This is a genomic window from Micromonospora parva (assembly GCF_040649675.1).
Classification (GTDB): Bacteria; Actinomycetota; Actinomycetes; order Mycobacteriales; family Micromonosporaceae; genus Micromonospora; species Micromonospora parva.
Window position 1 is genome coordinate 131,456 of the sequence record NZ_JBEZFX010000014.1, and the last position, 15,170, is coordinate 146,625.

The 15,170-nt window shown below is 73.0% G+C and carries 12 protein-coding genes; 7 read left to right on the forward strand and 5 right to left on the reverse strand.

Features of this window, described 5'->3' with window-relative positions; all coding sequences use genetic code 11:
* Nucleotides 1-30: 30 nt before the first annotated feature.
* Nucleotides 31-198, reverse strand: coding sequence for a hypothetical protein (locus AB0C03_RS28770; RefSeq protein WP_156057972.1), 168 nt, complete (start codon nucleotides 196-198; stop codon nucleotides 31-33).
* A gap of 154 nt (nucleotides 199-352) precedes the next feature.
* Between AB0C03_RS28770 and AB0C03_RS28775 the strand changes: the two genes are divergently transcribed.
* The 7 genes from AB0C03_RS28775 (at nucleotide 353) to AB0C03_RS28805 (ending at nucleotide 11,433) form a co-directional block, all read left to right on the forward strand.
* A complete protein-coding gene (locus AB0C03_RS28775; RefSeq protein WP_030337558.1) occupies nucleotides 353-1,219 on the forward strand; it encodes an LOG family protein in 867 nt (288 codons plus the stop codon).
* On the forward strand, nucleotides 1,219-1,764 hold the full coding sequence (locus AB0C03_RS28780; protein WP_210866493.1) for an LOG family protein: 546 nt from the start codon (nucleotides 1,219-1,221) through the stop codon (nucleotides 1,762-1,764). The genes AB0C03_RS28775 and AB0C03_RS28780 overlap by 1 nt, the downstream gene beginning before the upstream one ends.
* 140 nt (nucleotides 1,765-1,904) lie before the next feature.
* Entirely contained in the window at nucleotides 1,905-5,459 is a 3,555-nt protein-coding gene (locus tag AB0C03_RS28785; protein WP_357640101.1) for an ATP-dependent helicase, read from the forward strand.
* An 86-nt stretch (nucleotides 5,460-5,545) separates the two neighbouring features.
* Nucleotides 5,546-9,037 carry an ATP-dependent helicase gene (locus AB0C03_RS28790; protein ID WP_357640104.1) on the forward strand — a complete coding sequence of 1,164 codons (3,492 nt, stop codon included), beginning with the start codon at nucleotides 5,546-5,548 and terminating at the stop codon, nucleotides 9,035-9,037.
* 226 nt (nucleotides 9,038-9,263) lie between these two features.
* The gene (gene cspE, locus AB0C03_RS28795) at nucleotides 9,264-9,467 is read left to right on the forward strand and encodes a transcription antiterminator/RNA stability regulator CspE (RefSeq protein WP_007464836.1); all 204 of its coding nucleotides are present in this window, start codon (nucleotides 9,264-9,266) and stop codon (nucleotides 9,465-9,467) included.
* A gap of 223 nt (nucleotides 9,468-9,690) precedes the next feature.
* Nucleotides 9,691-11,004 (forward strand): DEAD/DEAH box helicase, encoded by a 1,314-nt coding sequence (locus AB0C03_RS28800; protein ID WP_030337563.1) that lies wholly within the window; start codon nucleotides 9,691-9,693, stop codon nucleotides 11,002-11,004.
* Nucleotides 11,005-11,232: 228 nt separating this feature from the next.
* Nucleotides 11,233-11,433 carry a hypothetical protein gene (locus AB0C03_RS28805; protein WP_036412564.1) on the forward strand — a complete coding sequence of 67 codons (201 nt, stop codon included), beginning with the start codon at nucleotides 11,233-11,235 and terminating at the stop codon, nucleotides 11,431-11,433.
* A 246-nt stretch (nucleotides 11,434-11,679) separates the two neighbouring features.
* Here AB0C03_RS28805 and AB0C03_RS28810 read toward each other — a convergent pair whose 3' ends face one another.
* From AB0C03_RS28810 to AB0C03_RS28825, 4 genes are read right to left on the reverse strand one after another with little or no spacing between them, the layout of a single operon-like run.
* The gene (locus AB0C03_RS28810; protein WP_357640108.1) at nucleotides 11,680-12,132 is read right to left on the reverse strand and encodes an RrF2 family transcriptional regulator; all 453 of its coding nucleotides are present in this window, start codon (nucleotides 12,130-12,132) and stop codon (nucleotides 11,680-11,682) included.
* 1 nt (nucleotide 12,133) lies between these two features.
* The gene (locus AB0C03_RS28815; protein WP_030337566.1) at nucleotides 12,134-13,018 is read right to left on the reverse strand and encodes an ABC transporter permease; all 885 of its coding nucleotides are present in this window, start codon (nucleotides 13,016-13,018) and stop codon (nucleotides 12,134-12,136) included.
* The gene (locus AB0C03_RS28820; protein WP_030337567.1) at nucleotides 13,008-13,787 is read right to left on the reverse strand and encodes an ABC transporter ATP-binding protein; all 780 of its coding nucleotides are present in this window, start codon (nucleotides 13,785-13,787) and stop codon (nucleotides 13,008-13,010) included. Before AB0C03_RS28820 ends, AB0C03_RS28815 begins: the two co-directional genes overlap by 11 nt.
* Entirely contained in the window at nucleotides 13,784-14,848 is a 1,065-nt protein-coding gene (locus AB0C03_RS28825) for an ABC transporter substrate-binding protein (protein ID WP_357640113.1), read from the reverse strand. The genes AB0C03_RS28820 and AB0C03_RS28825 overlap by 4 nt, the downstream gene beginning before the upstream one ends.
* Nucleotides 14,849-15,170: the final 322 nt, after the last annotated feature.

The window sequence follows — 15,170 nt, forward strand, 5'->3', positions numbered from 1 at the left end:
CGGCTTCCGTCGGTGATCAAGAGGTTTGCGTCAGCCTGGCCCGTTGTCGGCGACGCAAACCTCTTGATCGGCTCCGGACGGGGTGGGGGAGGTGGGGATCGGGTTCTGCTGGCGGGTGCGGCGGCGTTCGGCCACCACGTCTCGGATCCGTCGCTGCATCTGGCGACGGATCCGGATCATCTCGCTGTTGCTGATCACGCTGTCTCCTCCCCCGAAGGCGCGCGCCGGGGCATACCCGGTATGTGAATAGTAAGACGTACGGGAGCGTCGAATAGTTGCCCTTGATCGCGAACAATTTCTCGGCGTCCCCGCCCCGCGCACCCGGCCGGTGCTGCTCCACTACGGTTGCTCCATGAGCCAGAGCAACGGGCGGGAGGCCGGTCGCGGTCCGGGCCAGGAGCGGCATCGCGGTGCGGTCACCCTGCGCAGGGGGGCGATCCCGAGCAGCACCGCCGACCAGCGTCTGCTGGATTCGCGGGGGCGCGGCGACTGGAAGACCAAGGACGCCTGGCGCGCGCTGCGCATCCTCGCCGAGTTCGTCGAGGGCTTCGACACCCTCGCCGACGTGCCGTCGGCGGTCAGCGTCTTCGGCTCCGCGCGCAGCGCGCCGGACAGCGCCGAGTGCCAGTTGGCCGAGGAGTTGGGTGGCGCGCTGGCCCGAGCCGGCTACGCGGTGATCACCGGAGGTGGGCCCGGAGTGATGGAGGCCGCCAACCGCGGCGCCAGCGAGGCCGGCGGGCTCTCCGTGGGCCTCGGCATCGAGCTTCCGTTCGAGCAGGGCATCAACGAGTGGGTCGACCTGGCCATCGACTTCCGCTACTTCTTCGCCCGCAAGACGATGTTCGTCAAGTACGCCCAGGCGTTCGTCGTGCTGCCCGGCGGGTTCGGCACCATGGACGAGCTGTTCGAGGCGCTCACCCTGGTGCAGACCGGCAAGGTCACCCGGTTCCCGGTGGTGCTGATGGGCGTCGCCTACTGGCAGGGCCTGCTGGACTGGCTGCGCGACACGATGGCCGCCACCGGCAAGATCGGGCCGGTCGACCTGGACCTGATCTGTCTCACCGACGAGGTCAACGAGGCGGTCCGGTACATCGTCGAGGCGGAAGCCGTGCTCTCCGCCGAGCAGGAGGCGGTCCGCGAGGAGGCCGTCGCCCGGACCGGGGCGGACCAGCAGGCCGCCGCCGTCCAGGCCACCGAGCAGCCCCGGGATCACGACTGATGGCGGCGATCTGCGTCTTCTGCGCCTCCTCTCGTACCCTCGACCAGCGCTGGTTGGACCTGGCCGCCGAGACCGGTGCGGAGCTGGCCCGGCGCGGGCACACGCTGGTCAGCGGCGGTGGCTGCGTCGGCATGATGGGCGCGTTGGCCGACGGCGCCCGCTCCGCCGGTGGGCGCACCCTCGGCGTGATCCCGCAGTCGCTGGTCGACCTGGAGGTCGCCGACCTGGCCTCGGACGAGCTGCTGGTGACCGACTCGATGGCCACCCGCAAGACCGTGATGATCGACAAGTCGGACGCCTTCCTCACCCTGCCCGGCGGCCTGGGCACCCTGGACGAGTTGTTCGAGGTCTGGACGACCGCCACCCTCGCCCTGCACGCGAAGCCGATGGTGCTGATCGACACCGACGGGTTCTACCGCCCCCTGTTGGACTGGCTCGACGCGCTGGCCGATCAGACCTTCCTGAAGCCCGCCGGCCGCGACCTGCTGACCGTGGCCACCACCGTCACCGAGGCCCTGGACATCCTCGAATCCCACCTGACCTGACCCGCACCCCCTCCGCCCCCTGCGGTGATCATGAAGTTGTCGACGTCGCTGTCGGCGTGTCGCGCCGCTAACTTCATGATCGACGAGGTGGGTTGGGGTGTGGGTGGGTTGGTGTCGGATGGGTCTGATGGGATGAGCTGATGCAGGCGTACCGGTTGGTGCGGCGGCCCGGTGGGCCGGCGCGGGGGGACGGGGCGACGCCTGACGGCGCTTCCGTGCCTGCCAGCGACGGCACGTCCGGCGGCGGTGTCGGGGCGGCGGGTGGGTCCGCGCGCTCCGATGGGCCCGTAGGCGTTGGTGGGGCCGAGCGTGTGGTCGGGCCTGAGGTGGCGGTCGGCGGCGGCTGGCGGGCCGATCCGGTGCAGGCCGAGGTGGTCGGGCACACCGACGGGCCGATGCTCGTGCTCGGTGGTCCGGGCACCGGCAAGACCAGCACGCTGGTCGAGGCGGTCGCCGCCCGGGTGGCCGAGGGGGTCGACCCCGAACGGATCCTCGTGCTGACCTTCGGCCGCCGAGGCGCCACCGCACTGCGGCAGCGCATCGAGGCCCGCATCGCGCAGGACGGCCACCGGGTGCTGCGGGAGCCGCTGGTGCGCACCTTCCCGGCGTACGCCTTCGGGTTGCTCCGCCGCGCCGCCGCCGAGCGGGGGGAACCGTCGCCCCGGCTGCTCACCGGCCCCGAGCAGGATCTGATCATCCGTGAGCTGCTGGACGTGGTGGGCGAGGAGCCCGAGGACGACCCGGTCGGCTGGCCGACCGACCTGCGCCCCGCCCTGCGGACCAGGGCGTTCGCCGGCCAGCTGCGTGACCTGCTGATGCGCGCCGCCGAACGCGGGGTGGGTTCGGCCGACCTGGCCCGGCTGGGTGAGAAGCTCGGCCGCGCCGACTGGCCGGCTGCCGCCCGCTTCCTGCGGGAGTACGTGGCAGTGCTCGCCCTGCGCGACGTCAGCAACCGCGGCTCCATCGCGTACGACCCGGCGGAGCTGGTCCGGGCGGCCACCGGGCTGCTGCGCGACGACGAGGAGTTGCTGGCCGCCGAGCGCCGCCGGCTCGCCCACGTCTACCTCGACGAGTTGGCCGACACCGACCCCGCCCAACTGGAGCTGCTCTCGGTCATCGCGGGCGGCGGCAAGTCGCTTGTCGCGTTCGCCGACCCCGACTCGTCCACGTACGCCTTCCGGGGCGCCGACCCGGCCGGGGTGACGACGTTCACGCACCGGTTCCGGACGGCCTCCGGTGCGCCCGCCGCACAGGTGCTGCTGTCCACGTCGTACCGGGCCGGCCCGGGTCTGCTCGCGGCGATCGCCCGGCTGGGTCGCCGGTTGCGGGGTCCGGCCGCGCACCGCCGGCTGCACCCGCTGCCGGACGCGCCGCCCGGTGTGGTCGAGGTGCACACGTTCCGCTCGGCGACCAGCGAGGCCGCCTGGTTGGCCCACGCGCTGCGCTCGGCGCACCTGCTCGACGGCGTGCCCTGGTCCCGGATGGCGGTGCTGGTGCGGTCCACCGCGTTGCAGCTGCCCACCCTGCGACGGGCGTTGCACGCGGCCGGGGTGCCCACAGTGGTGCACGGTGAGGACCTGCCCCTGCACCTGCAACCGGCGGTCGCGCCGCTGCTGCTCCTGCTGCGGTGCGCACTGGAGCCGGAACGCCTCGACGAGGAGTCGGCTGTCGCACTGCTGCACTCGCCGCTGGGTGGGGCGGACCCGCTGGCCGAGCGGCGGCTGCGGCAGGGCCTGCGGGCGCTCGCGCTGGCTGCCGGTGACCGACGTCCCTCCGGTGAGCTGATCGTCGAGGCGTTGCGCGATCCGGAGGAGTTGGCCGGCATCGACCGTCGCTGGGCGGAACCGGCGCAGGCGGTGGCCGGGCTGCTGGCCATCGCACGCGAGGCCGCCGATCGGCCGGGTTCGACAGCCGAGGACGTGCTCTGGGCCGTCTGGCAGGCCAGTGGTCTCGCCGAACGCTGGGCCGGCGCGATCAACCAGGGCCGCCCGGAGGCCGGCGAGGGTGACCTGGCCCGGCGACGGCGGGCCGAGGCGGCCGACCGTGACCTGGACGCCGTGCTGGTCCTCTTCGACGCGGCGGCCCGGTTCACCGACCGGCTGCCCGGTGCCCGTACCGAGGTGTTCCTCGATCACGTGCTCGCCCAGGATCTGCCGGCCGACACCATCGCGCCGACCGCCGACCGGGGTGCGGCGGTACGCCTGCTCACCGCGCACGCGGCGAAGGGCCTGGAATGGGACCTGGTCGCGGTGGCCGGCGTGCAGGAGGGCATCTGGCCGGACCTGCGGCTGCGCGGCAGCCTGCTCGGCTCCGAGCGGCTGGTCGACGTGCTGGCCGGCCGGTCGGTCGACGGCGCGAGAGCGGCGAACGTGGTGGGTCAGACCTCGGCGTTGCTGGACGAGGAGCGTCGGCTCTTCCACGTCGCCGTCAGCCGGGCCCGGCACCGGTTGCTGGTCAGCGCGGTGGCGTCGGCCGCCGTCGGCGGTGACGATCACGAGGAGCAGCCGAGCCGGTTCCTGCACGAGCTGATCCCGAACACCCCGCCCGGCACGCCGCCGCCCGGCGCCCCGCCGACAGCGCCGGGCCCGCCGCCCGGTCCCCGCACCGAGCCGTCCTCCGGTGGCACCATCGCGGGTGAGGCCGGCGACGAGGGGCCGGACCATCCGGGGGCGCTGCCGGTGACCCGTCCACCCCGGGCGCTCACCCTGCCGGCGTTGGTGGCGGAACTCCGTACCGCCATCACCGACCCGGCCGCCCCGGCGACCCGGCGGCGCGCCGCGGCGGCCGAACTGGCCCGGCTCGCCGCCGCCGGAGTGCCCGGCGCGCACCCCGACGACTGGTGGGGGTTGCGGGCGCTCTCCGACGACCGGCCGCTCGTCGACGACGGCGACCCGGTGCGGGTCACCCCGTCGGCCATGGAGAGCGCGCTGCGGTGCAGCCTGCGGTGGCTGTTGGAACGGCATGGCGGCAGCGGGCCGACCAGCACCGCGCAGGGGGTGGGCAACCTGGTGCACGCCGCCGCGATGCTCGCCGAGGACGCCAGTGCCGACCGGGGCGCGCTGCTCGACTACGTGGCCGCCCGGTTCGACGCGATCGAGCTGGCGGCCCGGTGGATGGCCGGGCCGGAGCGGGAGCGCGCCGAGGCGATGGTCGACAAGCTGCTGCGCTGGCTGGCCACCAACCCGCGTCGGTTGCTCGCCATCGAGCACGAGTTCGCCGTCCGCCTGGACGATCCCCACCGGCCCGTCGAGCTGACCGGTCGGGTCGACCGGCTGGAGGTCGACGAGGCCGGGCGGTTGGTGGTGATCGACCTGAAGACCGGCAAGTCCACAGCTGTCACCGGCGCCGACCTGGCGGAGCACCCGCAGCTTGGCGCCTACCAGGCGGCGGTGGAGGCGGGGGCGTTCGCCGAGTTCGGTGACGAGTCCGGGGGAGCCGCGCTGGTGCAGCTGGGGACCACCGCCAAGGACGCCAGGGAGCAGAACCAACCGGCGGCCAGCGAGGGGCCGGCGGCCGGTTGGGCGACCGCGCTGGTCCGGCGAACCGCCGATACGATGGCAGCCGCCACGTTCGCGGCGGTGGCCAACTCGAAGTGCCGGGTCTGCCCGGTGCGCACCAGCTGCCCGGTCTCCGGGCAGGGGCGCCAGGTCGTCGAGCCGCCCACCGTCCGGCGCACCAGTGAGGGCGAGGAGTGAGCCGGTGTTGCGAGCCCCGCAGTCACGAACCAAGACGGCACAGTGAGGGCGAGGAGTGAGCCGGTGTTGCAGCCTGTGACGACACCGTGAGTCAGCCCACCCTGTTCGGCGCGGGTCCCGCACCGACGCCCCGGCTCGCGGACTCCGGCCCCCGGTACACGCCGGTGGAGCTGGCCAAGCTGCTGCGGTTGCCGGCACCGACCCGGGAGCAGGCCGCGATCATCGCCGCTCCGGTGGAGCCGCTGCTGGTGGTCGCCGGTGCCGGGTCGGGCAAGACCGAGACGATGGCCGCGCGGGTGGTCTGGCTGGTGGCCAACTCGTACGTGCGGCCGGAGCAGATCCTCGGGTTGACCTTCACCCGCAAGGCGGCCGGCGAGTTGGCCCATCGGGTACGCACCCGGCTCGACCAGCTGATCCGCCGCGTCGGCCGGCAGGGGCGGGACCCGTTGGACGATCCGCTCGCCGGTGAGCCCACCGTCTCCACCTACCACTCGTACGCGGGGCGGATCGTCACCGAGCACGGGCTACGGGCTGGCTACGAGCCGTCCACCCGGCTGCTCACCGAAGCGTCCCGCTGGCAGTTGGTGGACCTGCTGGTGCGCAACTACGACGGCGACATGTCCGAGGTGGACCGGATGCCGAGCACCATCACCGACGCGGTGCTGGCGCTCGCCGGGGAGTTGGACGAGCACCTGGTCGCGCCGGACGAGTTGGCGGCCTGGACCGGTCGATTCTTCGCCGAGGTGCAGTCCCGGCCGGGTCGGGTGTACGCCGACGTGCGCAAGGCGCTCACCCTGCAGCAGACCCGGTTGCGGCTGCTGCCGTTGGTGCGGGCGTACGCCCGACGCAAGGTGGACTTCGAGGCGATGGACTTCGCCGACCAGCTCGCCCGGGCGGCGCGGGTGGCCCGGGGCCATCCGGCGGTCGGCGCGATCGAGCGGGACCGGTTCCGGGTGGTGTTGCTCGACGAGTACCAGGACACCAGCCACGCCCAGGTGGTGTTGCTCAACGCGCTGTTCGGTGGGGGGCACCCGGTGACCGCGGTGGGCGACCCGTGCCAGTCGATCTACGGCTGGCGGGGGGCCAGCGCGGGCACCCTGGACCGGTTTCCCACCGAGTTCGCCCGCGCCGACGGTGAGCCGGCCCCGGCGCTGGGGCTCACCACGAGTTGGCGCAACCGTCCGGAGATCCTCCGGGTGGCGAACGCGCTCTCCACCCCGCTGCGGGCGGCGGGTGCCCGGGTGCCGGAGCTGCGCTCGGCGTTGACCGTCCGGGACCCGATCCCGCACCGCAGCCCGGCCGGTGCGGCCGGGGGCACCGTGCACTGCGCGATGCTGCCCACGTACGCCGACGAGGCCGACTGGATCGCCGACAGCGTGCTGGCCGCCTGGCGTGGGGCGGCCGGGATGCCGGGCGTGGCCCCGGAGCACATCCCGGTGGCGCGGCGCCCGACGACCGCCGTGCTGGTTCGGGTACGCAGCCAGATCCCGGCGATCGAGTCGGCGCTGCGCGAGCGTGGTCTGCCGGTCGAGGTGGTGGGGCTGGGCGGCCTGCTGGACACTCCCGAGGTGCGCGACGTGGTGTGCACGTTGCGGGTGCTGGCCGACCCGACCGACGGGGCCGCGCTGTTGCGGCTGCTCACCGGTGCCCGTTGGCGGATCGGGCCGCGTGACCTGGTGGCCCTGCACCGCCGGGCTCGGGCCATCGCTACAGCTCGACGGCAGGTGGCCGCCGACGACGACGCGGAGATCAGCCCCGACCTGTTGGACGAGGCGACTCTGGTGGAGGCGCTGGCCGACCTCGGGCCGGCGCAGGCGTACTCGGCGGAGGGGTTCGCGCGGCTGCGCGCGTACGGCCGGGAGTTGGCGCTGCTGCGCTACCGACTGGACCAGGCGCTGCCGGACCTGATCGCGGACATCGAGCGAACCATCGGCCTGGACGTGGAGGTCGCGGTGCGGGCCGGCCGCGACGGCGCCGGCGACGCGGGCCTGGCCCGGGGGCACCTGGACGCGCTCGGCGACGTGGCGGCCCGGTTCAGCGGGGAGACGCCCGGCGCCACCCTGTCCGGTTTCCTGTCCTATCTGGCCGCCGCCGAGGACGAGGAGCGTGGTCTGGCGCCGGGCGAGGTCGAGGTGGTGGAGGGCGCGGTGCAGGTGGTCACCGCACACGCCGCCAAGGGTCTGGAGTGGGACGTGGTGGCGGTGGCCGGGCTCAGTCGCGGGCTGTGGCCCGGGCCGGTCCGCAACTCCGACCACTGGTTGGGCGGGCTGGGCGTGCTGCCGTTCCCGCTGCGCGGTGACGCCGACGGGCTGCCCGAGTTGGCGCTCGACGAGGCGGGCGACCAGCGGGCCGTGGCGCGGGCGGTGACCGACTTCACCGACGCGTGGCGGGCCCACGACGAGCGGGAGGAACGCCGGCTGACGTACGTGGCGGTGACCCGGCCGCGCCGGCTGCTGCTCTGCTCCGGTTACTGGTGGGGGGAGGGCACGAAGCGACCGCGAGGTCCGTCGGTCTTCCTGCGTGAGGTGTACGACGCCTGCCTCGACGGTGGGCCGGGGCACCTGATCGACGTGTGGGCACCGGAGCCGACCCCGGACGCGACGAACCCCACGGCCGAGGTGGTGCTCCGCGCGGAGTGGCCGGCCGACCCGTTGGGTGGTCGCCGGCCGGCGCTGGCCGAGGCTGCCGGGCTGGTGCGTCGCCTGATGGCCGACGGTCCGGCGGCGGCGCTCCCGGGACCGGTCGGGCCGGTCCTCCCCGGGCCGGTCGGGTCGAGTGGCTCGGTGCCCGCCGGATCGGTGGCGGCGGCCGGCTCGGCGCCCGCCGGGTCGGTGATGCCGGGCGGGCCGACTGTCGAGGCGGCCGAGCCGGAGGTGGACCCGGAGGTGGCGCGCTGGCAGCGTGAGGCGGACCTGCTGCTGGCCGAGCGCGCCGAGCTGACCCGGCTCTCCGGTGCGGTCGAGGTGGCGCTGCCCGGGGCGCTGAGCGTCACCCAACTCGTCGCGTTGCGGCGCGATCCGGCGGCGCTGGCCCGTACGCTGCGCCGGCCGGTGCCGACCGAACCCAACCCGTACGCGCGTCGGGGCACCGCCTTCCACGCCTGGTTGGAGCAGCGCTTCGGCGCGGACCGCCTGTTGGACCTGGACGAACTGCCCGGCGCTGCCGATGCCGATGCCGCACCCGACGAGGCGCTTGTCGAGCTTCAGGAGCGGTTCCTGGCCAGCGAGTGGGCCGACCGGTCACCGGTGGAGGTGGAGGTGCCGTTCGCCACGGTGATCGCCGGGGTGGTGGTACGAGGCCGGATGGACGCGGTCTTCGCCCGGCCGGGTGGCCGGTTCGACGTGGTCGACTGGAAGACCGGCGCGCAGCCCACCGGGCCGGCGGCTGAGGTGGCCGCCGTGCAGCTGGCCGTGTACCGGCTGGCCTGGGCGGAGTTGGCCGGTGTGCCGGTCGAGCGGGTGGGCGCGGCGTTCCACTACGTCCGGCACGGGGTGACCGTACGGCCCGCCGACCTGCTGGATGTGGCGGGCCTCACGGCCATGATCGCCCAGTTGCCCGAGGATTCTGCCCAACATTGACCACTGCGGGGAAAACCGTGGTAGGTTGACCGGGTTGCAGTTTTGGTTACCAGAGACTCTGTGTGCGCCTGGCGGGATTGTGGCCCCAGGCGCTCTTTGTTGTGTCCGGAGTTCTCCGGGCGGGGCGACCAGAAGCGACAGGCGATTCGCGCATCCCCGCGCGGAGCGCTCCTCTTCGGGCGTGCAACAAGTGCGCGTCCGACGTTCCGTCAAGGAGACGAAACACATGGCTATTGGCACCGTGAAGTGGTTCAACGCTGACAAGGGCTTCGGCTTCATCACCCCGGACGGCGGCGGCGCTGACGTCTTCGCCCACTTCTCGGCGATCCAGTCCTCCGGCTACCGGAGCCTGGACGAGAACCAGCGGGTCGAGTTCGAGGTGACCCAGGGCCAGAAGGGCCCGCAGGCGGAGAACATCCGCCCGCTCTGATCTTCGGATCGGTCAGCATTACCTGTCGCGCCCTCCGGGTGTGACGGTGACGGGACCGGCCCGCCCCGCCGCCGCCTGCGTCCGCAGGCGGCGGCCCGGCGGCGGGCCGGCCTGTACTCCCTTCGGTTCGTGCTTGTGAGTCCTGGCGGTCTCTTTCCGCTGGTTGACAGCGCCGACTTCGGCGCCCTCCCTCGACACGTGCCGCGTCGAGGAAGGCTTCCGCATGACCACAGTTATTCCCTCTTTCGCCCATACCGGTCTGGCGCCGGCGCTGCTCACCGCGCTGACCGCGCAGGGCATCACCGAGCCGTTCCCGATCCAGTCGGCGACGCTGCCCGACTCGCTCGCCGGCCGGGACGTGCTGGGAAGAGGCCGTACCGGCTCCGGCAAGACCCTCGCCTTCGGGCTTCCCCTGCTGTCGCGCACCGCCGGCCGTAAGGCCCGGCCGGGTCGCCCGCTGGCCCTGGTGCTGGTGCCGACCCGCGAACTGGCCCAGCAGGTCACCACCGCCCTGGCCCCGTACGCCCGCGCCGTCGGGCTGCGCTGCGCCACCGTCGTCGGCGGGCTGTCGCTGCAACGGCAGGCGGACGCGCTGCGTGCCGGTGCCGAGGTGGTCGTCGCCACCCCCGGCCGGCTGCACGACCTGATCAACCGTGGCGACGCCCGGCTCGACCAGGTCGAGATCACCGTGCTCGACGAGGCCGACCAGATGGCCGACATGGGTTTCCTGCCGCAGGTCACCAAGCTGCTGGAGCAGGTCGCGCCGCAGGGGCAGCGGATGCTCTTCTCCGCGACCCTGGACGGCGGCGTGGACCGGCTGGTCCGCCGCTTCCTGAGCAACCCGGTCACCCACTCGGTCGACCCGGGCACCGCGACCGTCACCGCGATGACCCACCACGTGTTGCACGTCGACGCCGCCGACAAGCCCGACGCGTTGACCCGGATCGCCGCCCGTGAGGGCCGCACCATCCTGTTCATGGGCACCAAGCACCGCGCCGACCGGCTGGCCCGTCAGCTGCTCTCCAAGGGCGTACGCGCTGCCGCGCTGCACGGCGGCAAGTCCCAGCCGCAGCGCACCCGGATCCTGGAGCAGTTCCGCAACGGTCAGGTGACCGCCCTGGTCGCCACGGACGTGGCGGCCCGTGGCATCCACGTGGATGGCCTGGACATGGTGGTCAACGTGGACCCGCCGACCGAGGCGAAGGACTACCTGCACCGGGGCGGCCGTACCGCCCGGGCCGGCGAGTCCGGTTCCGTGGTCACCCTGGTCCTGCCGGAGCAGCGCCGGGACGTGTCCCGGCTGATGGCCACTGCCGGCATCCGACCCGAGTCGGTCCAGGTGCGCCCCGGTGACGCGGCGTTGGCCCGGGTGACCGGTGCCCGTGAGCCGTCCGGTGTGCCGGTGACCATCGTCGCGCCGCCGGTGCCCGCCTCTCGGACGCGTACCTCCGGTGGTTCGGCCTCCGACGGCGGCGCCCGGCCGGCGCACCGCGCGTCGGGACGCTCCCGGCGCCCGCGTCGCCCCCGTACCGTCTAATCTTCCGCTCGTCGACCGACCCGTCCCGCTTCGGCTGGGCGGGTCGGTGTCGTTCCCGCCCATCGCGTGCCATCCGGGCCGCCTCGTGATGAGGGCTCGGTCACCCGTTCGGCTGAGTCGGTAATCAGCCTCCGCTGGGTCGGCTGGCCGACTGCGCCCCGGCCGGTGGTGGTCGAGGCTGACGGACGGGGGAAGTCGGGCGGGGGGCCCGACACGGGAGGGGTGACCATGGCGGGCGAAGCCGGCTCGGGCGCACTGCGTGAACTGATCCTGGTGGTCGCGGTCGCGCTCGCCGGGTTGTTGCTCGCCATGGTCGCGGCCTTCGCGCCCTGGCATGCCACCCCGGCGGGCAATGCTCCCGCCGGTCTGGTGGAGCTGCACAGTCCTGGCGGCCCGGGCTCCGGCCCGGCGGACGCACACGTGGGCTGAGCAGCGACCGGCCTACCGGTGCCGGCGGAGGGGCAGGCCCGGTCAGGATCGGTGCGAGGTGTGGTCGGGTCGGCGGGGCACCGACCCGACCACATCACCGTCGCCGCAACCCACCGCAACCCACGCATGCGCCGATCTTGCGCTTTCGGTTGTCAATTCGGCAGGATGCGTCCCTTTTGCCGCGACAGAAAGTGCAAGATCGCGGGACACGGGGGCGCGGGGGCGCGGGGGCGCGGCGCGGGCGGGCTAGGGGGTTGTGGGGGTTTGGGTTTGGGTGAGCAGGTTGGCGAGGGTGGTGCTGTCGACGACGGTGGCGATCGCCCCGTGCACCGCCAGCCAGACGTCGGTGAGCCCCGCGGCCACTCCGTGATAGTCGGCCCGCTCGGCCGGCAGGCCGCGCACCGTGGTGAGCGAACCGCCGACCGCGCGCAGCACGTCCCCGACGGTGATCTCGTGGGGCGGGCGGGTCAGCGCGTACCCGCCGTCGGCACCGCGGTGGCTGTGCAGCAGACCGGCCCGGCGCAGGTCGAGCAGGATGCCCTGCAGGAAGCTGAGCGGGATGCCCTGCACCTCGGCCAGGCTGGCAGCCTTCACCAACTCGCCGGCCCTGTCGCCGTCGCCGTCGCCGTCGCCACCACCGGCGGCGGCGACGGCGAGCATCGCCCGGAGCGCGTAGTCGCTGCGCGCGGAGACGAACACGTCACTGACCAGCCTGGTCCAGTACGCCCCAGCGACGCCGGATCGCCTTGTCCGCAGCGCCGAACGCGGCGTCCACGACCAGGCCGACGACCAGGATGACGATCATCGTGGAGAGCAGCCAGGGCGCGTCGGACAGTTCGCGGGAGTAGGTGAGCTGGGCGCCGAGTGAGGTCTGCGAGATGCCGACCACGAGCAGCTCACCGGCCATCAGGCTGCGCCAGGAGAACGCCCAGCCCTGCTTGAGCCCGGCGACGATCGCCGGCAGGGCGGCCGGAGCGATGACGTACCGGTAGAGGTTGAGCCCACGGGCGCCCAGGTTGCGGCCGGCGCGCAGCAGCAGCGGCGGCACGTAGTCCACTCCGGAGATCACCCCGTTGGCGATGGACGGTGCCGCTCCGAGCACCACCACGAAGAAGATCGCCTTCTCGCTCAGCTCGAAGAGCAGGATGGCCAGCGGGAACCAGGCGATCGACGGCATGGTCTGCAACGCGGTGATCATCGAGCCGATGGCGGCGCGCAGCACGGTGGACCGGGCCACCGCGAGGCCGAGCAGCAGGCCGACGGCGACCGAGAAGACGTACCCGAGGGCGGCCCGGCGCAACGTGGTGACCAGGCCGTCCCAGAGCTGCGGGCTCTGGGCCTGGGCCATCAGCTCGCGGCCGACCTCCAGCGGGCCGGGCAGCGAGTACGGCGGCTTCCAACCCGAGAGGACCACGAGTTGCCAGGCGGCGATGGCGATGGCCAGCGCGGCGAGCTTGGGCCAGGTGGCCGCCCAGAGGCGGGTGCCCCGGGAGACGTCCTTGTCCCGACCGGCGATCTCCAGGGCGTCCAGGCCGGTGATCTCGGCGTCGGTACGCGCCGAACTGGTGAGGGTGTCACTGGCCATGGCGGCCCACCTCCGTACGGAGCCGCTCGGTGACCTCGGCGGCGATGGCCGCGACCTCGGGGGAGTCGATCCGACGGGGGCGCGGGATGGTCACCTCGGTGGAGTAGATGATCCGGCCGGGTCGGCTGGAGAGCAGGATGATCCGGTCGGCCAGTCGGGCCGCCTCGCGGACGTTGTGCGTCACGAAGAGCACCGAGAGTTGGCGCTCGGACCAGATCCGTTCCAGCTCGTCGTGCAGGATGTCCCGGGTCATCGCGTCCAGCGCGCCGAACGGCTCGTCCATCAGCAGCACCGGGGTGTCCAGGGCCAACGTGCGGGCCAGCGCGACCCGTTGCCGCATCCCGCCGGAGAGTTCGTGCGGGCGCTTGCGGCCGAAGTCGCCCAGGTGCACCGTCCGCAGCAGTTCGGCGACCCGCTCGCGGCGTTGGGCCCGGGGGAGCCGGCGCAGCTTGAGGGGGACCTCCACGTTGGCGTCGACGGTCAGCCACGGAAAGAGCGCCGGTTCCTGGAACATCAGGCCCGGGTTGACGTCGCCGGCCAGGGTGATCTGGCCACCGCTGACCCGGTCCAGCCCGGCCACCAGGTTGAGCAGGGTGCTCTTGCCGCAGCCGGACGCGCCGACCAGGCAGACGAACTCGCCGGGCGCGACGTCCAGCGACACACCGTCCAGGGCCAGGACGGCGCTCGACCCGCGTCCGTACACCTTGGTCACGCCGGAGAGCGCGACGGCTGTGGTCGCGCTCCGCGGCGTCGTCGTGGTCGACGTCATGGCTGGACGACCTCGGGCTTGCCGGCGGCCTTCAGCGCGTTGTTGAGGTACTTCAGGTCGTACAGGCCCTTGAGGTCCACCGGCTCGGTCAGCTGCACGTCGACGGCGTGGTCGAGCCCGGCCTTGAGGGAGGACGGGATCGGGTCGTTGGTGAACTCCAACGTCGGCCACGCCTGCTTGATCAGCTTCAGGTCCAGCGGCTTGCCGGTGATCTTGCCGATCGCGTCGGAGATGGCCTGCTGCGCCTCCTCCGGCTTGGTGTTGACGAACTCGTTGGCGGCCACCTGGCCGTCGACCAGCTTCTGCACCACGTTCGGGTGCGCCTTGAGGAACTTCGTGCTCACCAGCAGGTTGGTGATGACGAACTTCTTGTCGGGCCACAGGTCACGCTCGTCGACGAGCACCGTGCCGCCGGCGTTGACCAGGCGGGAGACGAACGGCTCGGGCACCCACGCCCCGTCGATCGCGCCGCTGGTGAACGTCTCGATGGTCTGGGCGTTCTCCTGCGGCACGATCTTGACGTCACCGCCACCCTCCTTGGTGGTGGTGAGGCCCTGCTGCTTGAGCCAGTACCGGACCGCCACGTCCTGGGTGTTGCCCAGCTGCGGGGTGGCGATCTTTTTGCCCTTCAGGTCCTGCGCCCCGGTGATGCCGGGCTTGACCACCAGCGCCACGCCGCCGGACGCCGCTCCGGAGATGACCCGGACAGCCTCGCCCTTGGACTTGGAGAAGGCGTTCACCGTCGGGTTCGGACCGATGTAGGTGGCGTCCAGCGCGCCGGAGAAGACCGCCTCGATGGCGGCCGGGCCGGCGTTGAAGGTCTTCGGGTCCAGCTTGACGTCGGTGCCGAGCTTCTCCGCGAAGATGCCCTTCTCCACGCCGACGACCGCTGGCGCGTGGGTGATGTTGGGGAAGTAGCCGAGGCGCAGCGTCACCGGGCCGGAGCTGCCGCCCGCGCCCTCGCTGTCGTCGCCGCACCCGGCGGTGCTGCCCAGGGTCGCCGCGCCGAGGGCGGCGAGGGTCATCAGCGTGACCGTCCGGCGCAGGGGGAGCCGTCTCATCGTCCATCCAATCCGCAGTATTCCTACTTAGTTGGTAGGAAGAGTGGGCCAGGCCATGGTCAGCGTCAAGACCCATCCACATGGCGGGATAGCGCGTCTCAGTTATGTCGGTATTTCCTACCAGCTTGCTGCGATAAGCGACGAGGCGTGGGCGGGGAGCGACCGGCTGCTGGCCGGGGTGAGCCCGGAGCGGATCGCCGCCGCAAAGGCCCGGTTCCGTCGGATGGACTCGGCCGCACCGCGAGGAGGCCGAACGGGTCGCCAACGAGGTGCTGACCCTGGTGACCGCCCCCGTCGCGGCGGCTCCGGGAAGGTCGCGGGT